This is a genomic window from Paenibacillus sp. EB106-05-06-XG162, assembly GCF_058791655.1.
The window spans coordinates 798648-824895 of record NZ_JBYTDT010000001.1 but is presented as its reverse complement, the minus strand read 5'-3'; the positions used below and the strand labels follow the sequence as shown (position 1 = coordinate 824895).

General features: G+C 44.6%; 25 protein-coding genes. All 25 read right to left on the bottom strand.

The features are described from left to right. Window position 1 precedes the first annotated feature (1 nt). The 25 genes from infB to AC3WU2_RS03420 all read right to left on the bottom strand — a co-directional run bounded on the left by infB (window position 2) and on the right by AC3WU2_RS03420 (window position 26248). Complete coding sequence (gene infB / locus AC3WU2_RS03540) at window positions 2–2599, bottom strand: translation initiation factor IF-2 (protein ID WP_492452172.1); 2598 nt, start codon at window positions 2597–2599, stop codon at window positions 2–4. A 61-nt stretch (window positions 2600–2660) separates the two neighbouring features. Further along, window positions 2661–2984: a L7Ae/L30e/S12e/Gadd45 family ribosomal protein gene (locus AC3WU2_RS03535; protein WP_314586193.1), complete on the bottom strand. Its 324-nt coding sequence runs from the start codon at window positions 2982–2984 to the stop codon at window positions 2661–2663. Next, entirely contained in the window at window positions 2977–3291 is a 315-nt protein-coding gene (rnpM, locus tag AC3WU2_RS03530; protein ID WP_018757886.1) for an RNase P modulator RnpM, read from the bottom strand. The genes AC3WU2_RS03535 and rnpM overlap by 8 nt, the downstream gene beginning before the upstream one ends. Window positions 3292–3319: 28 nt before the next feature. After that, the gene (nusA, locus tag AC3WU2_RS03525; RefSeq protein WP_018757885.1) at window positions 3320–4414 is read right to left on the bottom strand and encodes a transcription termination factor NusA; all 1095 of its coding nucleotides are present in this window, start codon (window positions 4412–4414) and stop codon (window positions 3320–3322) included. Window positions 4415–4465: 51 nt separating this feature from the next. Beyond that, window positions 4466–4939: a ribosome maturation factor RimP gene (gene rimP / locus AC3WU2_RS03520; protein ID WP_492451314.1), complete on the bottom strand. Its 474-nt coding sequence runs from the start codon at window positions 4937–4939 to the stop codon at window positions 4466–4468. A gap of 195 nt (window positions 4940–5134) precedes the next feature. Further along, window positions 5135–9451 (bottom strand): PolC-type DNA polymerase III, encoded by a 4317-nt coding sequence (locus AC3WU2_RS03515; protein ID WP_492451312.1) that lies wholly within the window; start codon window positions 9449–9451, stop codon window positions 5135–5137. Window positions 9452–9547: 96 nt separating this feature from the next. Next, window positions 9548–10996, bottom strand: coding sequence for a proline--tRNA ligase (proS, locus tag AC3WU2_RS03510; RefSeq protein WP_492451310.1), 1449 nt, complete (start codon window positions 10994–10996; stop codon window positions 9548–9550). Between the two features lie 75 nt (window positions 10997–11071). Continuing rightward, a complete protein-coding gene (rseP, locus tag AC3WU2_RS03505) occupies window positions 11072–12346 on the bottom strand; it encodes an RIP metalloprotease RseP (protein WP_492451308.1) in 1275 nt (424 codons plus the stop codon). Between the two features lie 105 nt (window positions 12347–12451). Continuing rightward, window positions 12452–13606, bottom strand: coding sequence for a 1-deoxy-D-xylulose-5-phosphate reductoisomerase (locus AC3WU2_RS03500; protein ID WP_492451306.1), 1155 nt, complete (start codon window positions 13604–13606; stop codon window positions 12452–12454). A 15-nt stretch (window positions 13607–13621) separates the two neighbouring features. Beyond that, window positions 13622–14416 carry a phosphatidate cytidylyltransferase gene (locus tag AC3WU2_RS03495; RefSeq protein ID WP_492451304.1) on the bottom strand — a complete coding sequence of 265 codons (795 nt, stop codon included), beginning with the start codon at window positions 14414–14416 and terminating at the stop codon, window positions 13622–13624. A gap of 20 nt (window positions 14417–14436) precedes the next feature. Next, window positions 14437–15207 carry an undecaprenyl pyrophosphate synthase gene (uppS, locus tag AC3WU2_RS03490; RefSeq protein WP_492451302.1) on the bottom strand — a complete coding sequence of 257 codons (771 nt, stop codon included), beginning with the start codon at window positions 15205–15207 and terminating at the stop codon, window positions 14437–14439. Between the two features lie 90 nt (window positions 15208–15297). Then, window positions 15298–15852 (bottom strand): ribosome recycling factor, encoded by a 555-nt coding sequence (frr, locus tag AC3WU2_RS03485; RefSeq protein ID WP_018757877.1) that lies wholly within the window; start codon window positions 15850–15852, stop codon window positions 15298–15300. Next, window positions 15852–16580: a UMP kinase gene (pyrH, locus tag AC3WU2_RS03480; protein ID WP_018757876.1), complete on the bottom strand. Its 729-nt coding sequence runs from the start codon at window positions 16578–16580 to the stop codon at window positions 15852–15854. Before pyrH ends, frr begins: the two co-directional genes overlap by 1 nt. A gap of 151 nt (window positions 16581–16731) precedes the next feature. Next, the gene (tsf, locus tag AC3WU2_RS03475; protein WP_492451299.1) at window positions 16732–17382 is read right to left on the bottom strand and encodes a translation elongation factor Ts; all 651 of its coding nucleotides are present in this window, start codon (window positions 17380–17382) and stop codon (window positions 16732–16734) included. Between the two features lie 121 nt (window positions 17383–17503). Beyond that, the gene (gene rpsB / locus AC3WU2_RS03470; protein WP_018757874.1) at window positions 17504–18202 is read right to left on the bottom strand and encodes a 30S ribosomal protein S2; all 699 of its coding nucleotides are present in this window, start codon (window positions 18200–18202) and stop codon (window positions 17504–17506) included. A gap of 182 nt (window positions 18203–18384) precedes the next feature. Continuing rightward, entirely contained in the window at window positions 18385–18927 is a 543-nt protein-coding gene (locus tag AC3WU2_RS03465; RefSeq protein ID WP_492451297.1) for a hypothetical protein, read from the bottom strand. Continuing rightward, window positions 18920–19486: a hypothetical protein gene (locus AC3WU2_RS03460; protein WP_492451295.1), complete on the bottom strand. Its 567-nt coding sequence runs from the start codon at window positions 19484–19486 to the stop codon at window positions 18920–18922. The genes AC3WU2_RS03465 and AC3WU2_RS03460 overlap by 8 nt, the downstream gene beginning before the upstream one ends. 24 nt (window positions 19487–19510) lie before the next feature. Next, window positions 19511–19831 (bottom strand): hypothetical protein, encoded by a 321-nt coding sequence (locus AC3WU2_RS03455; RefSeq protein ID WP_492451293.1) that lies wholly within the window; start codon window positions 19829–19831, stop codon window positions 19511–19513. Between the two features lie 53 nt (window positions 19832–19884). Next, window positions 19885–21291: a flagellar assembly protein A gene (locus AC3WU2_RS03450; protein WP_492451291.1), complete on the bottom strand. Its 1407-nt coding sequence runs from the start codon at window positions 21289–21291 to the stop codon at window positions 19885–19887. A 28-nt stretch (window positions 21292–21319) separates the two neighbouring features. After that, window positions 21320–22105 carry a FliA/WhiG family RNA polymerase sigma factor gene (locus AC3WU2_RS03445; protein ID WP_492451289.1) on the bottom strand — a complete coding sequence of 262 codons (786 nt, stop codon included), beginning with the start codon at window positions 22103–22105 and terminating at the stop codon, window positions 21320–21322. Window positions 22106–22121: 16 nt separating this feature from the next. After that, on the bottom strand, window positions 22122–22538 hold the full coding sequence (locus AC3WU2_RS03440; protein ID WP_492451287.1) for a hypothetical protein: 417 nt from the start codon (window positions 22536–22538) through the stop codon (window positions 22122–22124). 2 nt (window positions 22539–22540) lie between these two features. Beyond that, window positions 22541–23038 carry a chemotaxis protein CheD gene (locus tag AC3WU2_RS03435; RefSeq protein ID WP_018757867.1) on the bottom strand — a complete coding sequence of 166 codons (498 nt, stop codon included), beginning with the start codon at window positions 23036–23038 and terminating at the stop codon, window positions 22541–22543. Beyond that, a complete protein-coding gene (locus tag AC3WU2_RS03430; RefSeq protein ID WP_018757866.1) occupies window positions 23035–23655 on the bottom strand; it encodes a chemotaxis protein CheC in 621 nt (206 codons plus the stop codon). Before AC3WU2_RS03430 ends, AC3WU2_RS03435 begins: the two co-directional genes overlap by 4 nt. 3 nt (window positions 23656–23658) lie before the next feature. Further along, window positions 23659–24120 (bottom strand): chemotaxis protein CheW, encoded by a 462-nt coding sequence (locus AC3WU2_RS03425; RefSeq protein WP_018757865.1) that lies wholly within the window; start codon window positions 24118–24120, stop codon window positions 23659–23661. Window positions 24121–24148: 28 nt separating this feature from the next. Next, the gene (locus AC3WU2_RS03420; protein WP_492451284.1) at window positions 24149–26248 is read right to left on the bottom strand and encodes a chemotaxis protein CheW; all 2100 of its coding nucleotides are present in this window, start codon (window positions 26246–26248) and stop codon (window positions 24149–24151) included.

The window sequence follows — 26248 nt, the reverse complement described above, 5'->3', positions numbered from 1 at the left end:
TCTACTTACGCTCTACCGTTTCCATGACAAAGGCTTCGATAATATCTCCCTCTTTAATGTCATTGAAGCGTTCAATGGTAATACCGCACTCGTAGCCTTGTGCTACTTCTTTGGCATCATCTTTGAAGCGTTTCAAGGAATCGATTTTGCCTTCGAATATTACGATACCTTCGCGAATGACGCGAACTTCTGCCGAACGAATGATCTTACCGGATGTAACCATACAACCTGCGATCGACATTTTGTTGATTTTGAAAATATTACGTGCTTCTGCATGACCAACCACGTTCTCACGATATTCAGGATCAAGCATCCCTTTCATCGCTTGTTCGATCTCTTCAATCACGCTATAGATAACACGGTGCAGACGAACATCAACTTTCTCTTGCTCTGCAGTAAGCTTAGCTTGGTTATCAGGACGAACGTTAAACCCAATGACAATGGCATTCGAAGCGGCTGCCAGAATAATATCGGATTCAGTAAGCGCACCTACACCACTGTGGATGATCTTAACACGAACGCCTTCAACTTCGATCTTCGCCAAGGAACCTTTCAATGCTTCAACCGAACCTTGAACGTCCCCTTTGATAATCACGTTGAGGTCTTTGATCTCGCCGTCTTTGATGTGCTTGAACAGATCATCTAACGTAACACGTGTATTCGCATTAAGTTCGGATTGACGATGTGTAATTGCACGACGGTCAGCAATAGCACGTGCTTTGCGCTCATCTTCAAAGCCCATGAACGGATCGCCCGCAAGTGGAACTTCTGTCAGACCCGTAATCTCAACTGGAGTTGATGGACCTGCTTCTTTCAGGCGACGACCTTTGTCATTCACCATTGCACGGACACGACCGAAGCAGTTACCTGCAACGAATGCATCCCCAACGCGTAGTGTACCATGTTGAACAAGGATACGAGCTACTGGACCGCGACCTTTATCAAGCTCAGCCTCGATAACCGTACCACGAGCACGCTTATCTGGGTTCGCTTTGTATTCATTCACTTCCGCAACGAGAAGAATCATCTCGAGCAGACCTTCCAAGTTCGTACGTTGTTTCGCAGATAAGTTAACGAAGATCGTGTCGCCGCCCCACTCTTCTGGAACCAATTCATATTCTGTAAGTTCTTGCTTCACTTTATCCGGGTTCGCACCTGGTTTGTCAATTTTGTTCACCGCTACGATAATCGGTACATTTGCTGCCTTCGCATGGTTGATAGCCTCAACCGTCTGTGGCATAACACCGTCATCCGCTGCTACTACGATAATTGTAATGTCCGTTACTTCAGCACCACGTGCACGCATCGTTGTAAACGCTTCGTGACCTGGTGTATCGAGGAACGTAATCTTCTTGCCGTTAATTTCAACTTGGTACGCACCGATATGCTGCGTGATTCCGCCCGCTTCACCGCTTGTTACATTCGTCGAACGAATTGCATCAAGCAATGTTGTTTTACCATGGTCAACGTGACCCATGATCGTAACGACAGGAGGACGTGTTTTCAAATCGGCTTCATCATCTACTTCTTCTACATCTTCAAAACGGTCTTCCTCAACAGGGATCTTGATCTCAACTTCGACCTTGAACTCTGTAGCAAGCAATTGAATCGTATCCAGATCAAGCTCTTGGTTAATGGTAGCCATAACACCCAAGAAAATTAATTTTTTGATGACTTCAGAAGCATCCTTGTGAAGCAATTTAGCGGTTTCCCCAACCGTCATATTGCCTCGCACAATAATTTTCTTCGGTGTATTATCGATCTTCTCACGTTTTTCTTGAACAGGTTGTTGGCCTCTGCCGCGTTGGTTTCTTCCTCCACGGTTGTTATAGCCACCTTGATTTCCTTTGAAGCTGCTGACTTTGTTATCATCGAAGCGTTTTTGATTAGGCTTCGTTTTCTTTGGTGCTGTTGCTGGTTTAGTTACTGACACGAATTCCTCTCCCTCATCCACTTGTTTGCCAGAGTTTCCATTGAATTTATTGGGAGCTTGTGCCTGATTCCCATGATTTTGTGGTCTCGTAGCTTGTGAATTATTACTATTTCCTTGGAATGTTGGTCTACCTTGGCCTGGTCGTTGCCCGGAGTTTGCTTTTCCATTGCTTGTTCCGTTAGGGTTCCCCATTGTTCTGCGCTGATCCTGATTTTTTGAATTGTTATTCGTTTGAAAATTCCCCTGCTTCTCAGGTTGGCGAGGTTTATTTTGATCACGTCCATCACGCGATGGGTTAGTTGACTGCCCATCACGTTGACGGTTCGGCTGTTGCTGTTGGCCAACTGGTTTGGATTGAGTAACTGTTCCTCCATCCCGCTGACCTTGTGGCTTCACTTGGCTCGGTTTCGCAGAGATAGTCGCTACTTCGTTTGCCTTAGACGCTGGTGTACTCGCAGTATTCACTTGCGATCCTGAAGCAGGCGGATTCGATGGCGCACTTACTTGACCTTTGTCAGTGCTCGAACGTTTCGCTGCTGCATTCGCCTTAATATCCCGGAAGAATTGTTCCACACGGCCCACGGTATCGTTCTCCATCACGCTCATATGGTTGTTCACAGGAATATCGAGCCGTTTCATGATCGTAATAATTTCTTTACTGCTCATATTTAAAGACTTCGCGTACTCATATACTCTTAGTTTATCTTTATTATCTTTGTTGTCTTGTTTACTCAATATACTCCACCTCCGACAATATCAACATTTCCTTACTGATCATTCGATAAAAACCTGGGTCTGTCACTGCTAGAACGACGCGTTCGGCTTTACCGATACATTCTCCCAAAGTTCCCCGATCGAAACCGATCGCAAGCGGCACGTTGTACGTATGACATTTGTCGCGAAATTTCTTCTTGGTGTTCTCTGAAGCGTCGCCTGCGACAATAACGAGATGAGCTTGACCCGCACGGACAGCCTTGAGCACGATTTCATCACCCGTGATCAACTTCCCTGCACGCATTGCAAGTCCCAAGTGGGACTTTACTTTACTCATCTTCATCCTCCGCCCGCTCTTTATTCGCAATGAATTCATCTTCAACGCGTATAAAGTCCTGCTCCAGTTGGTTGTATATTTCAGGCTGTACCTGATGCTTCAATGCACGATCTAGCGCCTTGCTCTTATGAGCCAGCTTGAAACAGGACAGCTTACCACATAAATAAGCGCCGCGTCCTGCTTTTTTGCCAGTCAAATCAATTAACACTTCATCTTGCGGCGTTTTCACCACACGAATCAGTTCTTTTTTGGGCATCATTTGCTGACAAGCAACACATTTTCGCAGCGGTACTTTTCTAGGTCTCATACGATCCCCTCCCCCGTCGCGTAATCAATTAGTCGATCGATACGGAATCCTGATGCATCGTCTCGCCTGTTCTCTCGCGTCCGTATTCTTCTTCCGCTTGTGTCTCGCTCTTAATATCGATCTTCCAGCCCGTAAGCTTCGCTGCAAGACGAGCGTTCTGACCTTTAATACCAATCGCAAGGGACAATTGATAATCCGGTACGATGACACGCGCCATTTTCTCTTGTTCGAATACTTGAACCTCTAAGACTTTGGATGGACTAAGTGAGTTCGCTACATATTCGTCAACGCGGTCGGACCAGCAGACGATATCGATCTTCTCGCCTTTCAGCTCGTTCACGATCGTCTGAACACGGACCCCTTTCGGCCCTACGCAGGATCCTACTGGATCAACTTCCTCATTGCGCGAATATACTGCGATCTTGGAACGGAAGCCTGCTTCACGAGCCACGGAACGAATCTCAACAACACCATCAAAAATCTCAGGCACTTCGAGCTCGAACAAACGCTTGAGCAGACCCGGATGTGTACGGGAGAGCAAAATTTGTGGTCCCTTTGTTGTATTCTCAACCTTCGTGATGTACGCTTTGACGCGATCCCCTTGCTTGAACTTTTCATTAGGCATCAACTCATTTAACGGCAAAGCCGCTTCAATTTTACCTAAGTCAATATAGACATTACGTAAATCTTGACGTTGAACGATACCTGTAACGATATCTTCTTCCTTCTCAATATACGCATTATAGATCAAGCCGCGTTCTGCTTCACGGATGCGTTGTGTCACAACCTGCTTGGCAGTCTGTGCAGCGATACGTCCAAAATCACGTGGTGTTACTTCGATCTCTGCGATATCCCCCATTTGGAAGTTCGGGTTAATCTCACGTGCCGCATAGAGGGAAATCTCCATCCGAGGATCAAGAATCTCTTCCACAACGGTCTTTCTCGCGTATACTTTGATCACGCCATTATGGCGGTTCATGTCAACGCGAACATTTTGTGCCGTGTTAAAGTTACGTTTATAACTTGAAATTAAAGCGGCCTCGATTGCCTCAAACAAAATATCCTTGCTTATCCCTTTTTCGCGCTCAATTTCATGAAGCGCTTCAATAAAATCCATACTCATTGCGGAATAGCTCCCCCTTTCAATCCTTCACCCTTATTCATCATCAATTGGTTAGAACAGAATACTTAATCTTGCACTAGCAACCTTCGCGTAAGGAATCGTCTTCTTCGACTTTCTCCCTTTCGTGATCGCTTCAATGACCATTTCTTCTCCATCAAAGGAAAGTAATATACCTTCAAATTCCTTCATGCCGTCAATCTGCTCATATGTAGTCACATACACATTTTTGTTTATTGCTTTGTGAACATCCTCTGGCTTTTTGAGCGGTCGTTCAGCGCCTGGCGATGAAACCTCTAAGAAGTATGCTTCTGGAATTGGATCATTCGCATCTAGCTGATTGCTTAAAAATTCGCTAATAAGGCCGCAATCTTCAATATCGATCCCGCCTTCCTTATCCACGAACACGCGCAAAAAGTAGCTGCTCCCTTCCTTCACATATTCGACATCAACGAGTTCGAACCCATTTTCATCCAAATATGGCTGAATCATTTCTTCCACAACCGATTTAATCTTCGGTGTACTCAAGATGTTACCCCCTTGTTTCTTCCCTGTAACCTTACGATTTAAGACTCACTATCTGAAAAGCTATATACCAAAAGGTAAAGAGTGGGTTTCCCCACTCTTCTTCGCGACAGTTATATCATCATCATTACCAAAAAATTATAACATACGCATAACGCAATGACAAGTAGCGTCAGCAGTCGAGAACCGAAGCAATCTCTAGAATAACGACAATTGGTTGCTCTCTGGCAGCCCTCGGAAGCAGCCCATTTGTCCCAGAACCTCAACAATGGTCTTACTTGCCTTAGAACGCATTTGGAAGTCTTCAATCGATAGGTATTCGCCTTGATCTTTTGCCGCAGCAATACTGCGAGCCGCATTCTCCCCAATCCCTTGGATCGCTGCAAACGGAGGAATCAAGCTATTTCCATCCACGATAAATTTCGTTGCATCCGAACGATAAAGATCAATTGGTTTGAACGTAAATCCACGCGCGGTCATTTCCAGCGACATCTCTAGAATGGATAAGCTGTTCTTCTCCTTTGGTGTCGCTTGGAAACCTTTCGCTTCAATCTCCACGATCATCTTCTGGATTGCATCATACCCTTGACATAATACATCCAGATCAAAATCTGCACCACGTACAGAGAAATACGTTGCATAGAATGAAATCGGATGGTAAATCTTGTAATAAGCACAGCGAACGGCCGATATAACATATGCTGCCGCATGGGCTTTCGGGAACATGTATTGGATTTTGAGGCAAGAATCAATGTACCACTGCGGAACTTTGCAATTCTTCATCTCTTGAATCCATTCATCGGAAAGTCCTTTCCCTTTACGAACGTTCTCCGTAATTTTGAAAGCAAGCCCCGCATCCATACCCGCTTTATAAATTAAGAACAACATAATCTCGTCACGACAACCGATAACCGTCTTGATCGTACAAATTCCACTTTTAATCAGATCTTGTGCATTCCCAAGCCATACGCCCGTTCCGTGAGATAGTCCCGAAATTTGCAGCAAATCGGCAAAGGTAGATGGTTTCGCTTCAATTAACATCTGGCGAACGAATTTCGTCCCCATCTCAGGAATACCATACGTCGCAACCGGGGTACGAATCTCATCCGGTCTTACACCGATTGCATCCGTAGAATTGAATAAGCTCATAACCTTCGGATCATTCATTGGAATGGATGTTGGGTCAACACCCGTTAAGTCTTGGAGCATCCGCATCATCGTCGGATCATCGTGCCCCAGAATATCGAGTTTCAGCAAGTTCGCTTCGAACGCATGGTAATCGAAATGGGTGGTTTTCCAATCTGCATTAACGTCATCTGCCGGGAATTGAACCGGCGTTACATCTTCAACATCGATATAATCCGGTACAACCACAATCCCGCCGGGATGCTGTCCGGTACTTCGCTTCACGCCAGTACATCCCGAAGCTAGTCGATTCAGCTCAGCACCGCGCCACTTCTTATGTTGATCTTCTTCATACTTCTTCGCAAATCCGAACGCCGTCTTTTCCGCAACCGTACCGATTGTACCCGCCCGGAATACGCATTTCTCACCAAACATTTCTTTCGTGAAATTATGGGCAACTGGCTGATAATCCCCAGAGAAGTTCAAATCAATATCGGGAACTTTATCGCCTTTAAAGCCGAGGAAGGTCTCAAACGGGATATCTTGTCCCTCACCTTTCATCGGCTGACCGCAATCTGGACAGTTTTTGTCCGGCAGATCAAATCCGCTCGGTACACTACCGTCTGTGAACCATTCACTATGCTTACAGTTTGAGTTTCGGCATAGATAATGCGGCGGTAATGGATTAACCTCTGATATTCCTAAGAACGTCGCAACGATGGAAGATCCAACGGAACCCCGTGAACCGACCAGATAACCGTCTTGGTTCGATTTCTTCACAAGCCGCGCAGAGATCAAGTAGTTCGCAGAGAATCCAAATTTGATAATCGGAATAAGTTCTTTTTCAAGCCGCTGTATAATAATATCATTCAATTCATCGCCATACAGGTCTCTAGCAGTCTGATAACATGTGCTGCGAATCTCTTCATCCGCACCGTCGATATTCGGCGTGAACAATTTGTCCGGGAACAATTTAATTTCTTCGAACCGATCTGCTAACGCGTTGGTATTCGTCACGACCACTTCATAAGCTTTTTCTTTCCCTAAAAATGCGAATTCCTCCAGCATCTCGTCCGTCGTTCGCAAATGTGCATCCGGCTTACGAATATCTTTGAGCGGGCTGAATCCGGTAATCCCATGAATAGCGATATCCCGATAAATTTTGTCCCGAGGATTCAAATAATGCACATTCCCTGTCGCAATAACCGGCTTGTCCAGCTTCATGCCTATCCTACAGATCGTCTGAATGGCCTGTTCAATATGAGCCGGACTGCCGACCAATCCTTTTTCAACGAGATGCATGTACATCGTGAGCGGTTGAATCTCAAGAATATCATAGAATTCAGCGATCTCTTCCGCCTCTTCAATTGTCTTATTGAGTACCGTCTCGAACAATTCGCCCTTCTCGCATCCCGAGATGACGATTAGCCCTTCACGGTGTGCTGTAAGTTTACTACGCGGAATGCATGCGACACGTTTGAAATTTTCCGTATGAGATAAGGAGACCAATTTGTATAAATTCTTCTTGCCAACGTCATTTACCGCATAGATTCCGCAATGGAATGGGCGCACGTTGGATAAATCTTTACCGACGTAATCGTTCAGCCGATCCAGCATCGTAATGTTCTTCTGCTCGGCAGCATCTTGTAAGAGTCCAAATAGAATACCGCCCAATGCAATGGAGTCATCAATCGCTCGGTGATGATTTTCTAGAGAAACTTTATATTTAGCCGCTAATGTGTTTAGTCGGTGATTTTTCAACGTTGGGTGAATCAATCTTGCTAACTCAAGTGTATCAATAACCGGATTCGTTATTGGAGGGATTTCGAGCTGTCTTAGCGCGTGCTGTAAGAAACCCATATCAAACCGTGCATTATGGGCAACCAGAATCGAGTCACCTACGAATTCTACAAATTCTCGAACGACTGGATCGAGTTCCGGTGCATCCTTCACCATCTCATCGGTAATGTTCGTGAGCTGTGTAATATTGTATGGGATCTTCTCATGCGGATTGATAAACTTGGCGAACCGGTCAACCTCTCGTCCTTCACACATCTTAACCCCGGCAAGCTCAATAATCTTATTATTCGTTACCGATAGTCCCGTGGTCTCGACGTCAAACACAATATATGTCGCATTCTTCAGTTCAATCGGCTGTGGCTCCAGAACAATATCAACGCCATCGTTGACGACATTCGCTTCTAAGCCATAAATCATCTTAATGCCATTTTTCTTCGCTGCTTTATCCGCCTCTGGATAACACTGCACATTCGCATGGTCTGTAACTGCGATAGCTTTATGCCCCCATTTGGCAGCCGTCTTGATATATTGATCGATCGAAGTGACCGCATCCATCGTACTCATCGTGGAATGCAAATGGAATTCAACACGTTTTTCCTTCGCATTGTCCATCCGATCCGGTGGAGCTTTAACCTCCATAAGGTCAGAAGGGATCATGACCAGCTCAGGAATCTGCATAAAGCGGTCATATTCCACTTTCCCTCGTGCACGCACCCATTTGCCATTCGCGAGTAAGTTCATGATCTTGACATCTTCTTTGTTCTTCGCAAACATCTTCATTTGCAAGGAATCCGTGAAATCTGTCAAGTAATACGTGAATAGCGTACTACCATTACGAAGTTCCTTCACTTCAAGCCCGAAAATTGCACCTTGAATCGTAACCTTCTTCTCTTCATCTTGAATTTGTTCCAACGGAACAGGTTGTTCTTTGATCTCATAACCCACTTGTAACTTCAAATCTTCAGCACTACCGCTATCGCTCTCGACCTCTTGTTCAATGCTTGTCATCATCTGCTGAATAACTTCACGTTCCTGAACAACCAGCTTCTGTTGGAATTCTTCATACACTTCCGCATTGAATTCCCCAGCCTGGAGCTTAACACGTACTGTGCGATTGAAATATTGCTCATAGAATCGTGCGATTGCATCGTCAATACTACGTTTACGCGCTAATTCCAGTGAGGTTGTATCATTTAAAGTAACGAGCACATTCGATTGTTCAGCCTGTATATTTGCTTTGCTCATAAACCCTTGAACTGAAGCGACTTCTCGTTGAACCCACTCCAGGAATAGTCCCCAATATTCTTCGACGATCTCGCCTGTCGTCACCGCATCCGAATATTCAAGAATGAGTTTGATCTTGGCAATGTGAGACATTCGTTCACGCACTTGCACACCAAAGGTACGATAAGCGGGTGAAGGTAAGATCGACTCACGACGAATATATATGATCCATTCTCGATTCGTACGGCTCGTCTCCACACGATCGATGTAACCCTCTGTAAAATAAGCATCGATCATGCTGCCAGGAATTTCAGCTTGATTGAGAAGTACCTCGAACCGTTTTCTTTTCTCCCCCAAATTTCCCATGATGTTCCCCCTACAAAATCGAAAAGCTTCTGCAAAAGAGGTATCGACGAATCATCGAGATCTTCGTAAGAAGCTTTTCAACTTAATTAAATAATATTAGTAAGCGCGAGCGAATACGACAGTATGTTCCGCTTTCTCTCCACAGCATAGGCATGTAGTTTTCTGCTCTTGCGGTTCAAACGGAATATTACGGCTTGTCGCACCTGTCTCTTCTTTGACCTGCGACTCACATGCAGCCGATCCACACCATCCTGCAAGATAGAATCCACGCTGGTCTTCCATCGAAGCTTTCAATTCATCAAGTGTATCCACCGATTTGAAGTGATCTTCACGGAACTGCTTCGCACGATTGAACATTTCTTGGTGAATATCTTCAAGCATGCCTTTCACTTCAGCAACAAGGTTATCTTGCTGCACGACACGTTTCTCCCCTGTAATACGCGATACAAGAACAGCTACACCGTTCTCCATGTCACGAGGCCCAAGTTCAAGACGAAGCGGCACACCGCGCATCTCATATTCATTGAATTTCCAGCCAGGACTCACATCCGAACGATCATCGACACGAACGCGTACGCCTGCTTTCTTCAGTTCTTGGAATAGCTCGTCGGTACGTCCAATCACTTGCTCACGCGTCTTCGGTGGGCCGATAGGAACCATGATCACTTGCGTTGGTGCAACCTTCGGTGGCAATGCAAGACCGCGATCGTCACCGTGAACCATGATCATTGATCCGATGAGACGTGTACTCACACCCCATGAAGTAGTATGGACATACTCCAGATTGTTCTCTCTGCTGAGGTATTTAATATCAAATGCAACAGCAAATTTCGTGCCAAGATAATGGGATGTTCCTGCTTGTACAGCACGTCCGTCTTTCATCATTGCCTCGATCGAATACGTATCGACAGCACCGGCGAAACGCTCAGAAGGCGTCTTCGCTCCCATAATAACCGGGATTGCTAAATAATTCTCAACGAAATCACGATAGATTTCAAGCATTTGCATTGTCTCTTGACGAGCTTCTTCCTCTGTCTCATGTGCCGTATGGCCTTCTTGCCATAAGAACTCACTCGTACGAAGGAATGGCAACGTACGTTTCTCCCAACGAACAACGTTCGCCCATTGGTTAATTAATACCGGCAAATCACGGTAGGATTGAATCCATTTCGAATACATATGTCCGATCATGGTCTCTGAAGTAGGACGTATCGCAAGACGCTCTTCTAGTTTCTCGCCACCTGCTTCGGTTACCCAAGGAAGCTCCGGATTGAAGCCCTCAACGTGCTCCTTCTCCTTCTGGAAGAAGCTCTCCGGAATGAACATTGGGAAGTATGCATTACGATGACCTGTTTCCTTGAAACGGCGATTCAACTCGTCCTGCATGTGTTCCCAAATTTCGAAGCCATCTGGTTTGAATACAATACATCCACGAACTGGAGAGTAATCCATTAAATCAGCTTTCTTGATGACATCAATATACCAGCGCGAGAAATCCTCTTGCTGTGGTGTAATTTCTGTTACGAACTGCTTCTCTTTCGACATACGAATCTAAATGCCTCCCATGAAATGCTATAGCTCATTATGATTATTATTGTTCAATTCGACAAAAGATGTCGATTATCCTTTCACTAGCCGTAAAATATCATTATACGTGACAGCCAGCATCAACAACATTAACATGGCGAATCCAATGATATGCACCATGCTCTCTCGATTCGGATCAACCTTGCGGCCTCGGATTGCCTCAACACCGATAAATACAAGTCTACTACCATCGAGTGCCGGAATTGGGAGCAAGTTAAAGATCCCGAGATACAAGCTGAGTATTCCAGCCCATGACGTTAATTGATCAATCCCTTGTTTCGCAATTTGACCCGTAACTTCGAAAGTACGAACAGGTCCACCTAGATCATCCAATTTGAACTGACCAAAGATCAGCATTCGGAATCCATCGAATATGCGAATGGTTGTATTCTTCATGGCAATACCCGAATACTTAATCGTTTCCACAAATGATGCAGAACGCATTGGAGTAACAGGTACGATTCCGACCTTGCCGCCTTCCTGCCCTTCGATGAGTTCTGGCGTTACGTCAATATTTTTCGTTGCACCGTCACGCGTGATCTTCCAATGCATGACTTTATCCGTCGATTTACCAATCATCTCAATCATCTTGGTAGAATCAGCACCGATGTCTACACCATTAATCGTCTCGATAATATCCCCCGGTTTAAGTCCTGCACGATCCGCGGGTTTACCCTCCGTAATTTGTCCAATTGTGAGATGCTTCGGATTCTCTTCTGGCACACCAGCCATCATAATATACGCCGCGAACAAAACAAAGGCAAGGAAGAAGTTCATTAAAGGTCCGGCAAATATAGCCATTGCACGCTGACCTACTGTTTTACTTCCAAATTGGCGATTATAAGGTGCAATCTGGGTTTCCTGACCTTTGGTCACCATCATGGCCTGTGGATGAACCGCAAGTGTCTGGATATCACCATCCACATCCAACTTCACGAATAGGTGCTCTTCAAGATCGATTTCCTCAACCGTACCACGCACCACATTTTTACGTTGATCCAATTGGTCTAGATAAAGGTTTGTTACTTGATCTTGATTCAATCGCACAGCTATGGTCTGACCTGACTGAATCTGAACCAGCTCAGGATCCTCACCTGCCATCCGTACGAATCCTCCCAACGGAAGAAGTCGCAACGTATACCGTGTCTCATTCTTCTTAAAGGAGAACAGCTTTGGTCCAAATCCAATTGCAAATTCACGAACGAGAATACCGGCACGTTTCGCAAAATAGAAATGCCCCCACTCATGAATCGTCACGAGGACGAAAAAGACTAATACCGTTAAAAAAATGATCTGAACCATTTCCAACTGACAGCATCCTCCCTTCACTCACTTATGTCCATATAAATTATCAATATTCTCTATTTCGCTTCACGAGAATGCTTTGGCATAAGTTTTTTTAAGCGTATATTCCTAGGATAACCCAAAAGGGATGTTCAATGCCAATTGTCGTGTCAATCGATCTGTCTCTTGAATTTGTTCTAACGTAGGCATAGAAATCTGCTGGTGCTTGTCAAGGGCAGATGCGATGATATCTTCAATGTGAAGAAACGAAATTTCACCCCGTAAAAATCGTGCAACAGCCACTTCATTCGCCGCATTGAAAACCGTTGGTGCTGTACCCCCTATTTTACCACACTCAAACGCCATTCTTAAACAAGGATAACGGTCATAATCCATCTCACGGAAATGCAGCTTCCCGATCCGAGCTAAATCAAGCGAAGCAGCCGGTGAAGCGATCCGTTCAGGATATGTAAGTGCGTATTGAATCGGGACACGCATGTCGGGGTTGCCCATCTGCGCGATGATACTACTGTCGTTAAATTCAACAAAGGAGTGAATAATACTCTCCGGATGAATGAGCACATCAATCTGCTCGTAAGGTAAATCGAACAGCCAGTGCGCCTCAATCACTTCGAGTCCCTTGTTCACCATCGTCGCTGAATCAATGGTTATCTTCGCTCCCATCGACCAATTCGGATGATTCAGCGCTTCATCAACGGTCACGCCTTGAAGCTGTTCCCGAGTGCGATCGCGGAAGGAGCCGCCGGATGCCGTAATCGTAATTTTCTTGATACTCTCCATCGATTCTCCGTTCAAGCATTGAAAAATCGCCGAGTGTTCACTATCAATAGGCAGCATCGTCACGCCATATTCACGAACCATGGAGGTTACGATGTGTCCTGCGGTAACTAGTGTTTCTTTATTCGCCAGACCAATGTTCTTCCCAGCTCGAATCGCAGCTAAAGTCGAGGGCAGTCCCTGACTCCCTACTAATGCCGTAACGACAAAATCAGCATCCGTTCGTGAAGCAACTTCTATAAGTCCTTCATCCCCGTAATACACTTCGATATCGGCGGGAATCTGCTGCTTCAGTTGATCCGCAAGCTCTTTGGTCGCAATCGATACTTTACGTGGTTTAAATCGATGGATTTGCTCTATAAATAAAGCAGCATTCGTCCCTGCTGCCAATCCTTCAACTTTAAATTGATCGGGGTAATGGGAAATGACGTCCAATGTTTGCGTACCAATTGAACCTGTCGAACCCAATATTGCTATTTTTCTCACGATCGTCCCTCTCCCTTATGCGTGCGGCAACAGCATCAGCAGTTGCACGAACGGAAACACAATCAACCAGCTGTCACAGCGATCCAATACGCCGCCATGCCCCGGTAGAAAATTCCCGCTATCTTTAATGCCGTGAACGCGTTTATATGCCGATTGGATCAAGTCGCCTAATTGACCAACGACAGCGGCAACAATTCCGATCCCAACAGCTTTACCAATCGGAAGCAAATCCGGTGCGTACCAAGCAAATAACAGTGCAATGACAACGGAGATGACAACACCGCCAAAGGCGCCTTCAATCGTCTTATTCGGGCTAATAGAAGGCCACAGCTTGGTTCTCCCGAATGCACGTCCTGTAAAATAAGCCCCTGAATCGGAGGCCCAGATGCAACCAAACAATAAGAATGTCCAGAACAATCCATGTTCATCTGGTGTATACCGTGTTGTAATCATTGCTTGGAATCCGACGCCTACGTATACTGCGCCAAGAAACATCACAGCGATTCGATCAATATCAATTCGATTCTTGGATAATACGGTTATTGTTAAGAAAAGAAACATGAGAAGCCACATCCACATCGGTTCGACACTGACGTCAAACCCTTCCCATGGGAATACGAAATAAATGACACCTGCGAAACCGAGCAGGGAGGTGATGTTCCACCAATGAAAATGGTTCATTCGGGCAAATTCATAATAGCCGATTAAGGATAACACGATTAGAAGTCCTTGGTACCAAGGTCCACCGATCACAGTGCAGGCAAGAAATGCTGACCCTGCAATTATCCCGGTAATGATGCGTTGCTTCAATGATATCCACTCCTACGAAGTTATACTAGACCGCCATATCTGCGTGTTCTCCGTTGGTATTCAGCGATTGCTTCATACAAATGTTCTTCTGTAAACGCAGGCCAATATACATCTGTGAACCAGAATTCGCTATAAGCCAACTGCCACAGCATAAAATTACTTAAACGGAGTTCCCCGCTCGTCCGAATGAGAAGATCTGGATTCGGTAAATGATTCGATAATAAGTGCTGTTCGATATCAGACTCCATAATATCTTCAGGGCGTAATTCACCATTTAACACACGTTGCCCGATCTCGCGAACACTCTCCACAATCTCTCTACGACCACCATAGTTCAATGCAAAATTTAGAATAAGTCCCGTATTGGTCTTCGTTTGACGTTCTGCTTCTTCGATAGCTTTGAGCGTATGCGTTGGCAAATCTTCTTTATGACCCATCATTCGAACCTGAACATTCTTCTCAATCAGCTCCCCTAGTTCAATGGATAGGAACTCCTCAGGCAGCTTCATGAGGAAGTCGACTTCGTCTTTAGGCCGCTTCCAATTTTCCGTTGAAAAAGCATACATCGTAAGACATTTAACGCCAAGCTCATCTGCGGCAATCGTGACCTTCTTCACGGCTTTCATCCCATTGTGATGCCCGGCAATCCGCGGTAACCCACGATTTTTGGCCCAGCGGCCGTTCCCGTCCATAATTATCGCGATATGCTCAGGAATATTATCTTTTGATAAATTGAATGACGTTTGACCCTTGGGTCTCTCATCCAACCATTTCTGGAATCGCTTAATCATTCCATTTCCTCCAACCTAGATGATGAGAACTACACACAAGTAGAAAAAAGACAACAAACCCCACCGTTCGGAGGGGCAGCAGGCCTTACATTATACTTCCATGATTTCTTTCTCTTTTGATGCGGTTACTTTATCAACTTCACCAATGTATTTATCCGTTGTTTTCTGAACGTCTTCTTGGTGGCGACGAGATTCATCTTCCGAAATGTCTGATTTCTCGAGTTTTTTAATTTCATCATTCGCATCACGACGGATATTACGAATGGCTACTTTCGCGTCCTCTCCGAACTTCTTCGTCGATTTCACGAGCTCCACACGACGCTCTTCTGTCAACATAGGAATCGATAGACGAATTTGAGTTCCGTCATTCGCTGGTGTCAATCCCAAGTCTGACTTTAAGATTGCTTTCTCAATTGCGCCTAATGAGGTTTTATCCCAAGGCTGAATCATAAGGGTACGAGAATCTGGTGTATTCACGTTAGCAAGCTGATTCACTGGGGTTGGAGCACCGTAATATTCAACTTGGATACGATCCAGCATCGATGACGACGCACGACCCGCACGCAACGTTGCAAGATCGCGTTTCAAGGATTCAATTGCTTTCCCCATACGTTCTTCTGCATTTTTTTTGATTGATTGTGGCATTAGTCTACACTCCCTTTTACAATCGTTCCGATCTTCTCACCTTGTACAACACGTTTGATATTGCCCTTCTCCGTAATTGCAAAGACGACAAGTGGAATATTGTTATCCATGCACAATGAAGAAGCTGTTGAGTCCATCACGCCAAGATTACGATTTAACACTTCTAGATAAGTCAATTGATCGAACTTCTCTGCAGTCTCATCCTTGAATGGATCTGCCGTGTAGACACCGTCTACTTTATTCTTCGCCATTAGAATGACATCTGCTTCAATCTCAGCCGCACGAAGTGCTGCAGTTGTATCTGTCGAGAAGAATGGATTTCCCGTACCTGCTGCGAAAATAACAACTCTGCCTTTCTCCAAGTGGCGAATCGCACGTCTACGGATATAAGGCTCGGCAATTTGCTGCATTGCAATAGAAGTCTGAACGCGTGTTGGGACATCAATTTGCTCTAGCGCGTCTTGCAAGGCAAGGGAATTCATTACTGTAGCAAGCATACCCATGTAGTCAGCTGTTGCACGGTCAATTCCTTTTTCGCTGCCTGCGATTCCGCGCCAAATGTTGCCTCCGCCGCATACAATTGCAACTTCAACGCCAAGTTCAACGACTTCCTTTACTTGTTCAGCAATGGAATTAATAACATCAGACTCGATACCAAAGCCATTTTGGCCGGAAAGAGACTCACCACTTACTTTTAAGACGACTCGTTTATATACTGGTTGTTTCAATGATTTACCCTCCACTTTCGGATGATTCGTCCATCCCTATTGCAGTTCAAAACACAAGCTTTCGTTCTATGTAGTTAAAAAAGAAGGAACACAGCGTGTTCCAACCTTTTAACTATGAATGATTAAATTGTATAGATAAGTAAGCGTTAGCTTACATTTTTGCTTGAGCCATAACTTCTTCTACGAAGTTATCCACTTTTTTCTCCATACCTTCGCCAAGCTCGTAACGAACGAAACGACGAACGGAGATGTTCTCACCGATTGTGCTGATTTTTTCTTTCAACAATGTTTCGATTGTTTTGTCTGGATCTTTAACGAAAGATTGCTCCATCAAGCAGAACTCTTCATAGTATTTGTTGATACGGCCTTCAACCATTTTTTCAACGATTTTCTCTGGTTTACCTTCGTTAAGTGCTTGTGCACGAAGGATTTCTTTTTCTTTCTCAAGATCTTCCATAGGAACTTCTTCACGACGAACATAACGAGGGCTCATAGCCGCGATGTGCATTGCGATATCACGAGCAAGTTCTTTAAATTGATCTGTTTTACCAACGAAGTCAGTTTCACAGTTGATTTCCACAAGAACACCAATACGACCACCTGCATGGATGTAAGCTTCACATACGCCTTCAGTTGCAATACGTCCGGATTTGTTTGCTGCAGCAGCCAAACCTTTTTCACGCAAAATTTCAATTGCTTTTGTTACATCTCCGTTAGACTCGTCAAGCGCTTTTTTACAATCAAGCATACCTGCGCCTGTTTTTTCACGAAGTTCTTTTACCATGCTAGCCGTAACTGCCATTGTATATTCCCTCCAAAGTTAAATTCGTCATTTCATTTGACGATCAATTTGTTTTCTCAAAAAAAGGGCGGCGAGAGGTTTCACACCTACCAACCACCCTTTTCATTTAATTATCATTTAATTAAGCTTGTGTGTCTTCGCCTTGGTTTGCTTCGATCATCGCATCAGCCATTTTCGCAGTCAACAATTTAACTGCACGGATCGCATCATCGTTACCAGGGATAACGTAGTCGATCTCGTCTGGATCACAGTTCGTATCAACGATACCAACGATTGGGATACCCAATTTACGAGCTTCTGCTACTGCAATACGCTCTTTACGTGGATCGATAACGAACAACGCGCTTGGCAAACCTTTCATGTTCTTGATTCCGCCTAGGAATTTTTCAAGACGATCTTTCTCTTTGCGAAGCAAGATAACTTCTTTCTTCGGAAGAACTTCGAAAGTGCCGTCCTCTTCCCATCTTTCCAACGTTTTCAAACGATCGATACGTTTTTGGATTGTTTGGAAGTTAGTTAACGTTCCACCCAACCAACGTTGGTTGATAAAGAAGTTGCCACAACGTTCAGCTTCTTCTTTAACAGAATCTTGAGCTTGTTTCTTCGTTCCTACGAATAGGATCGTGCCGCCTTCTTCAGCAACCGATTTAACGAAGTTGTAAGCTTCCTCAACCTTTTTCACCGTTTTTTGCAAATCGATGATGTAAATTCCGTTTCTTTCAGTGAAGATATAACGATCCATTTTCGGGTTCCAACGACGAGTCTGGTGACCGAAGTGTACCCCAGCTTCTAGTAGCTGTTTCATGGAGATTACTGCCATCTTCACACACCTCCTAATATGGTTTTATTTTGTCCGCCGCTAATCTCATCTTTCGACAAGACTCCTACAATAGAAGCACCCTTATCGAAATTAAATAGCGTGTGTTTTTAACACCGTCATTTACTATATCATAAGTCATATTTCGATGCAAGCATGATATACGGAAAAACTCGTTTTTTCGACTAAGGTTTCGTCGTAATGATCTTAGCGATTTGAGCAAACGACTGATCGGCAGACAATTCGTAAGATCCTGTACGGATTTTGCTGTTAATCTGATGCTTCTTCCCGTATTCAACAAATTTCTCAGATGATGTGATGATGCCTAACTCCTCAAGTTTATCACTGACTTTAATGAGTGTCATACCCGTGACAATCTTGAGCGTCTTTTTAGGCGCTTCCGTTTTCTCCTCATTAGAGGATGCGGATACGGCATTATCTTTTGTTTGTTTTTGCTCTATCGATGGTAACGAGGCACGCCATTCCGCTTCCTTCGTTTTAAATAAGTCATTCAACTGATTCTCTGTATATACTTTCGAACCAGCACTCACAAGACGCATATTCAGTTTATCAGCTGCTCCTTCAAGCTGTTCAACTGTATATGAGCTTAGGTCGCTTCGGGTATTCTTTGGCTGTTCAGGATTTGCAGCGAGCATGAGCTGAAGGAGTACACTTCCAAGAATCAGACCACTCCCCAATCCTAGTAAAAAATTACGTTTATTAATCACGACTCGCCTCCTGCTTCGACAGCTGAAGGATGAGTTGGATTTCACCGCGAGGGAGCCCCGTTTTCTTCGAAATCATATCCATGGACTTCCCATCTTCGTACAGTGTAAATATTTCAGCATAGCGTCCTTTAATCGACGCATCTTCCATAGAAAGTTCGGGTTCGGGATCACGCTGCGTTTCCACAACGGGAACGGCGCTTGGCACGGTGGGATCCACGACGACTTGCGGCTCTACTGCGACGGCTACGTGTTCATTCACCATCGTATGCTGCACCTGCTGCAGTTCGAGCTGCTGACAACGATGCTCCAGCTGTTCAATACGATGTCCTAGCACATTCTGCTGAAGGACGAAGTCTTGTTTCATCTGCGTGACCAGTTGAACGAGTTCTTTATTATCTTGATCAATCTCGTCCATGAAATGTTCCAGTGTCTCTTCCACTTCCCGTACGATCACACTCTGATTGCCGGTTTGCTCTTTGCGCTGTCTTGGGATCATAAATGCATAAAAAATAGCCGCAGCACCAATGATGACAATGTACCACAGGGGGTCAAGATTCAATCAAATCACCTTTATTCCATCAAATTATAGAGTTAGATCAATGCGGTGTCCTTTATAAGGATGAATAGGGACCTCAGTGTCTTGTTCTGAGCTCCCTTCTAACGGCTTGCGCTTATGCTTATTACGTTCTGATGACTGCTTGTGACGTCGTTCTTCTTCATGTAGAGGTAATTGTACAGTCTCATCTACCTGTGTGTTCTTGGATCGAAGCTGTTCTGTCTGTCGGGTCGCTTGTTCTGCAAGCAACGTCTGATCAACGAACGGTTTATGTAACGTCTGATGATGTACTGAAGATGCATCCTGCGATCTTGGAATTGACATTTGCATTTCGATAGGTCTAACCATAGCAAACCCTCCGATTCTCAGAATTCATAGAAGACGTCATCAGCCTTTCCTTACTATACGTAAGGACTCATCGACACATCGCCTTCCGCAAGTCGAAAGCTAATTCGCTCAACAGGATCTTTCATGAACCGTGTATAACGTCCAATAACGATCTTAGTACCGCCATAGATGGTCTTCATCGCATCTACACGTGCCGTGTTCGTATCTTCAAGTTTCTTCTCAATTTCAAGAATCCGTTCACGAATCTCGGACTGTTCTTGAATGTTTTGTTTCTTCGTTGACGTTAATTTGACACGCATCGCAAGACGATCAGCAGACAATTGCCCTGATGAAGCAAGCTGATCTAGCAGCGAGAGCGCTTTATCTGTCTTATCTAAGCTTTCAATTAATGCACGCAGCTGACCGCGAAGTTCAAGCAGCTCATTACGCAATTCAGGCAATACCCCCACCTCAATCACCGTAGCCGTGGACGTCGTGTTACCAATGGTTCGTGCAGCAACACGTTCTCCCGCTTGAATCAAGCCTCCTACAATTAGCCCTTTCGTTCCTGCACAGATCACATTTTTTCCTGCACGTATCGTGGAGTGCATGATACTCTGCGATACAACGACATCATTACCTGCGAAAACATTTCCGTCTTGTATGAACGAACTCTTCACATTCATACGTGCACGTACCGAACCCTTATTACCTGCGATAATACCACCCGTGATTTCGATCGAACCCTCAGCTTCTAAGTCTGCGCCCTCAACACCACCGCTGATGCGTATATCACCTGAAGCTCTTACACGAAAACCACTTAATACATTTCCTCGGATAACAACGGTTCCGATGAAATCGATATTACCGATATTATAATCCACATCCCCATTCACTTCGTAGACTGGAAATACATTCACTTTATCCTTATCGGTCTTTGCAATCAGTCCATCGATCGCAGCATACATCGCTTTCTGTTCTGCATCGACGACGACATTCTTTCCGATTTTGAATCGAACCTCCTTGCCCTTTTTCGGTGGAATTTCCTCGCCTGTTACGGTCATTCCGGGTGTTCCCTCTGTAGGCAATACGCGCTCTGCGATAAGCTGACCTTTCTGAACGTTATTCAGCTGAATAACTTCCCGATAGTCAACGGAGCCGTCTTCAAGTTCCATCGGTTTCTTTTCTTGTTTGATAAGTTTTGTGGAATAGTTGATATATCCGTCTGTCCCTGTTGTTGGTAATGTTCCCATGGCAATAACCGTATAATTGTTCTGGAATGCTCTAGGTGTCTGGGCGATCTGTTGCAAAATATTCTTTTGAATGCCATGATGGATGCGTTTCTCTCTCAGATATGCCTCAAGTTGATCTGAAGTAAAAGTGCTATTGTCAAAATGTTCATTGATCTGCAAATAGGCCTCGATTTTGTTCTCTGATAAAGAAATGTCCATGAATTCGTTCAATCGGACTTCCTTTGCCATAAACGTTACACCCTCCTCTATCCATCACCTAGTTATATAGAAGTTGACTTTTATACTTATCCAGTGAACCGCGCAACCTCAATATCGCCTTAGAATGCAATTGAGAGATTCGTGAGGGTGAGAGCGACATAACTTCCGCAATTTCACTTAGAGATAGATCCTCATAATAGAAAAGCGAGACAACCGTTCGCTCTTTCTCCGTTAATTTCTCAATGCCTTTGACCAAGGATTCTTTCAAGAAAAACTCATTTACTTTGTAGTCCGGATTTTTCGCCTTCTCATCAATGAGCAGAGATAGTCGTGTCTCGGATTCTTCGTCTCGGATCGGATCTTCTAGCGAGCAGACACTTGTAACCGCAACGTCCTGCAGCATCTGTTGAAAATCTTTTTCGGACACTTCCAGGTACTCGCTCATCTCAGCATCTGTTACAGAACGTAAATAACGCTGCTCCAGGTTTTGATAGGCCTCTTCAATCTTCTTCGACTTCTCACGAACGGAACGAGGCACCCAGTCTCCTTGACGCAGTCCGTCGAGTATCGCCCCGCGAACACGCCATGAGGCGTAGGTCTCGAACTGTAATCCCCGTTTGTAATCGAACTTCTCAATGGCATCAATTAGTCCTACAACGCCATTACTAGCAAGATCATCTTTACTCACATTCTTAGGTAAGCCGATGGCAAGACGATTCGAAACATAATCAACGATCGATAGATACTGCTCTATCAATTGTTTCTTTGCTTCAATCTGTCCACCCTCTCTCCAGCTTTCCCAGAGGTCATAGTTCGATAAATGAGAGATTTTATTTTCTAACATTTACATTTCGCCCTCCTTAATCTTCTGTCAGGTGACGAACTACCTTTGCCATTTGTTCAGGATCTTGATCACTTACCTTCACAATCTTAGGGGGATTCAAAGGCACGAATCCTTCCTGAACGGCTTTTTGTTCTTTCGGTGTTGGTCTTAGCAAATCGTGCAGCTCTTCAGTCTCATCTGGGATGACTAGATCAAGCTGTCCACCAACCAAATCATCCGAACCTTGAACAGTGGATGATTCCACAACCTCTTTGCTGGCAAGAAGTTGAAAAAGAATGGCTCTTAAGATAAAAGTAATAACAAACCAGATCAGAAAAGCATAAACACTACGTACAAGACTTGTCGTTAACAAGTTGTTCTGAACGGATAGCAAAAATGTAAACGCAAACCCTGCAATGCCAAACCCAAGATTCCAACGAATATTCCCTGACATCTTCATATTTCCTTCACACCCATTTGAACACTTCGAATATGTAATATTCCTGTCTGACAATTCATTTCAATCGTTCTACCGAAATTTCCACCCGTATCTTCTGCAAGAAGAGGAAGCGATAGCTTCATCAACATTTCTTTGCAGTTCTCAACATTCCGCGGTCCAATCCGCATCGTATCCGACATGGAGTTAAAAGCGAACATTTGGGCACCTCCAGCCATCTTCGCCACCATCCGTCTACGCTGCCCCCCAAGCTTCTCCATCTTCTCCAGCAATACAGGGATCGCCGTATCCGCATATTTCATCAGATTCAATTGACCTTCACGCGCTGTATCTGATGAGGGAAGCATGACATGGGCCAATCCGGCGATATGCGCAATCGAATCGTATAATGTTAATCCCACACAAGAGCCAAGCCCTGTCGTTCGAATAATGCCACTTCCATGGACGACGTTCAAATCCGCCATCCCTACTTTCACGATTTGCAAGTCTTCTATCATTCGTAAGGTACTCCCAATGCACGAAATATTTTCGCAAAAGACGATGGGTCAGGAATAAGAAAAAACTGTCCTTCCACTTCCTCGTCTCCCTCTAAGAAGGTCGTGTCTATTAGAAGTGCGCCATCGCCCATTTGACCGAATTGCATCAATCCAAAACTTAAAATTGCACCCGCCATATCTATTGCTAGAGCTGGCACGGTTGGGGTCATATACAACCCCGTAAAATCTGCTAATGATGATAGATAGGAACCCGCTAGAATATTGCCAATCTCGGACAGTGCGGATATTTCCATTTCCGTATAGTCATCATCCGAAATGACTTCAATTCCGGACAAGGAACGGAGTAATTTTTTGGAGGCATGCGGCTTCAAAATGAAAAATAGATTACCTGGAGCATCGCCCTCCACACGGAGGAACGTCGCGATAACAAGCTGCTCAGGGCCACCTACCTGTTCCGCAATCTCATCAAAAGGCAGCATTCGTACAGCTGGAACCGCCATGTCAATTGGTTTATCAACCAACCGAGATAACGCAGTCGCTGCATGGCCCGCACCAATATTTCCGACTTCTCTCAGAACATCAACATTGATTTCTGCTAAATTCCGAAAAATGTCCACTACTTATTCTCCCATATCTTCAAGTTGAATAATCTCTTGTTTGTTAAGCACTTCAGGTAGATTCAACATGATCAACAGTCGATCGTTGCCGATCTTAGCTACACCGCGCAAATATTTTGCTTTGATTCCGCCAACCACTTCAGGAGGGGATTCAATCAGATCTGTGTTTAGATCGATTACATCATTTGCTGTGTCTACGATAAAGCCGACTTCCATGTCATTCACATTGACGATGATGATACGTGTATGTTCCGTATGAGCTGTCTCAGGCAGACCGAAGCGACCTCGTAAATCAATCACAGGAACAACGACACCGCGTAAATTGATAACCCCTTTTACGAAGTGATATGTCTTGGGAACGCGTGTAATAGGAGTCAAACGCTCAATTGTCTTGACGCTATCCACTTCGACACCATATTCTTCTGTACCGAGTGCAAATACGATAACTTTAATATCTTCTCCCATGGGTAGAACCTCCTTTATCTATTTCCCTCTATTTCACTAGTGCATTTGGATCAATGATAAGTGCAACTTGGCCGTCTCCGAGAATTGTAGCTCCAGAAATGCCGTAGATATTCGTTAAATATTTGCCTAACGTCTTGATGACAATCTCACTCTGACCAATGAAATCATCGACCATGAATGCCGCAAGACGCTCGCCTTTACGAATCACAATCACATCGGAAGTATCTTTTTCTACTTCACTCGACTTCGGACAATCGAATACATCTGCTAATGATACAATTGGAATGACAGATTCACGATAATCAATCATTGTTGATCCATGAACGTGTCTAATATTTTTATGTTCGACGATCATCGTCTCCACGATTGAAGACAATGGTAGAGCGTATTTCTCTTCGCCCACACGAACGAGCATCGCAGCGATAATAGATAGGGTTAGAGGTAATTGAACAGAAAACTTCGAACCCGAGCCCCAATTAGAGTCAACCGTTACATTGCCGCCTAGTGAGAGAATTTTCGATTTAACAACATCGAGTCCTACACCACGACCAGAAATGTCCGATACTTTATCCGCTGTACTGAATCCAGGTGCGAATAGCAATTGATAGACTTGCTCATCCGTCATCGCATTCGCTTCATCCGCACGAACAACGCCATTCTTAATCGCCGTTTTCAATACTTTCTCACGATTAATCCCTTTGCCGTCATCTTGAATCTCAATAAAGACGCTATTACCACTGTGGAATGCACGAAGCTCAAGTGTGCCGGTATCAGACTTACCAGCTTCTAAACGCTCTGCAATCGACTCAATTCCGTGATCTACTGCATTACGCAGCAAGTGAACAAGTGGATCCCCGATCTCTTCAATCACTGTGCGGTCTAACTCGGTATCCGCTCCCGTGATTACGAGATCAACCTTCTTGTCGAGCGATTTCGCCAAGTCGCGAATCATCCGCGGGAAGCGGTTGAATACCGTATCAATCGGAACCATGCGCAGTTTCAGAACGATGTTCTGAAGATCACCGCTTACACGCGCCATATGCTCGACTGTCTCCGTCAAGTCTTGGCTCTTGAGATCGCTGGCAAGCTGCTCAAGTCGGACACGATCGATTAATAATTCGCTAAATAGATTCATTAATACATCAAGACGATCGATATCTACACGTATCGTTCTTGATCCACCATGCGAAGATGTAGAGGTTCCTGTTGAAGCTGTCGGTTTGGATGGCGCCGATGGACGGACAGACGTTGCTTCCTTAGCTGCTTGCACCACTGGAGCCGCTGTTGCTGCTGTTTCCTTAACAGCTTGAAGAATTTGTGAAGTTGCTTCGTTGACTTGCTCATCTTCCTGGCTGATTTGAATCAATGACTCTTCATCAACAGGAAGGATATGCACTCGTTCAATCTCGGAGATACTCGAAATTAACTGGTAAAGCGATTCTTTATCGATCTTAGATATGTAATAAACAGAGAAGCTGCGATCAAATTTTTCTTGCTCGATATCTTGAACAGATGGGTTCGACTTAACGACTTCACCATTCTCTTCAAGGGCATTAAACACCATGTAGGCTCTAACACCCTTCAGAACACAATCTTCCCGAATCACGACATCCAGATAGAACACGGGAAGTCCCGTATTGATCGATTGCTCTAATACTGCATATTGATATTCATCAAGGCGGAATTCTGTCGTCGTATTCTGAGCCCCTGAGATTTGTGCCTCATTCGAAGCCCCTGCTTGTCCATAATCTCCGCGTACGATCGATTGTAGTGCTGCGACGATGTGAGATACATCCGCTTTTCCTTCGCCGCCTTGCGTAATATCTTGTACCATCGTCTCGAGTGCATCTAAACTTTTGAATAGCGTATCGAAGATAAATTCATTCATCTTCAGCTCGTTGTTACGCACCAAATCGAGCACGTTCTCCATTTGATGCGTTAGTGACGCAAGGTCGCTAAATCCCATCGTCGCGGACATGCCTTTTAATGTGTGTGCAGAACGGAATATGACTTGTACGATGCTGATATCATCTGGGTTGTTCTCAAGCTGCATCATATTGTCGTTCAACGATTGCAAATGATCGGTTGACTCGTCAATAAACATTGATAAATATTGATTCATTTCCAT

Excerpts from the sequence above, each read along its gene's own strand:
- rnpM (WP_018757886.1), bottom strand. The coding sequence starts at position 3,291 with ATGAGACCTAGAAAAGTACCGCTGCGAAAATGTGTTGCTTGTCAGCAA.
- tsf (WP_492451299.1), bottom strand. The coding sequence starts at position 17,382 with ATGGCAGTTACGGCTAGCATGGTAAAAGAACTTCGTGAAAAAACAGGC.
- uppS (WP_492451302.1), bottom strand. The coding sequence starts at position 15,207 with ATGATTAAGCGATTCCAGAAATGGTTGGATGAGAGACCCAAGGGTCAA.
- AC3WU2_RS03420 (WP_492451284.1), bottom strand. The coding sequence starts at position 26,248 with ATGGAAATGAATCAATATTTATCAATGTTTATTGACGAGTCAACCGAT.
- AC3WU2_RS03440 (WP_492451287.1), bottom strand. The coding sequence starts at position 22,538 with ATGTCAGGGAATATTCGTTGGAATCTTGGGTTTGGCATTGCAGGGTTT.
- AC3WU2_RS03450 (WP_492451291.1), bottom strand. The coding sequence starts at position 21,291 with ATGGCAAAGGAAGTCCGATTGAACGAATTCATGGACATTTCTTTATCA.
- infB (WP_492452172.1), bottom strand. The coding sequence starts at position 2,599 with ATGAGCAGTAAAGAAATTATTACGATCATGAAACGGCTCGATATTCCT.
- AC3WU2_RS03515 (WP_492451312.1), bottom strand. The coding sequence starts at position 9,451 with ATGGGAAATTTGGGGGAGAAAAGAAAACGGTTCGAGGTACTTCTCAAT.
- AC3WU2_RS03445 (WP_492451289.1), bottom strand. The coding sequence starts at position 22,105 with ATGTTAGAAAATAAAATCTCTCATTTATCGAACTATGACCTCTGGGAA.
- frr (WP_018757877.1), bottom strand. The coding sequence starts at position 15,852 with ATGCCACAATCAATCAAAAAAAATGCAGAAGAACGTATGGGGAAAGCA.
- rpsB (WP_018757874.1), bottom strand. The coding sequence starts at position 18,202 with ATGGCAGTAATCTCCATGAAACAGCTACTAGAAGCTGGGGTACACTTC.
- AC3WU2_RS03535 (WP_314586193.1), bottom strand. The coding sequence starts at position 2,984 with ATGAGTAAAGTAAAGTCCCACTTGGGACTTGCAATGCGTGCAGGGAAG.
- AC3WU2_RS03455 (WP_492451293.1), bottom strand. The coding sequence starts at position 19,831 with ATGGTTAGACCTATCGAAATGCAAATGTCAATTCCAAGATCGCAGGAT.
- AC3WU2_RS03425 (WP_018757865.1), bottom strand. The coding sequence starts at position 24,120 with ATGGGAGAAGATATTAAAGTTATCGTATTTGCACTCGGTACAGAAGAA.
- AC3WU2_RS03435 (WP_018757867.1), bottom strand. The coding sequence starts at position 23,038 with ATGATAGAAGACTTGCAAATCGTGAAAGTAGGGATGGCGGATTTGAAC.
- nusA (WP_018757885.1), bottom strand. The coding sequence starts at position 4,414 with ATGAGTATGGATTTTATTGAAGCGCTTCATGAAATTGAGCGCGAAAAA.
- proS (WP_492451310.1), bottom strand. The coding sequence starts at position 10,996 with ATGTCGAAAGAGAAGCAGTTCGTAACAGAAATTACACCACAGCAAGAG.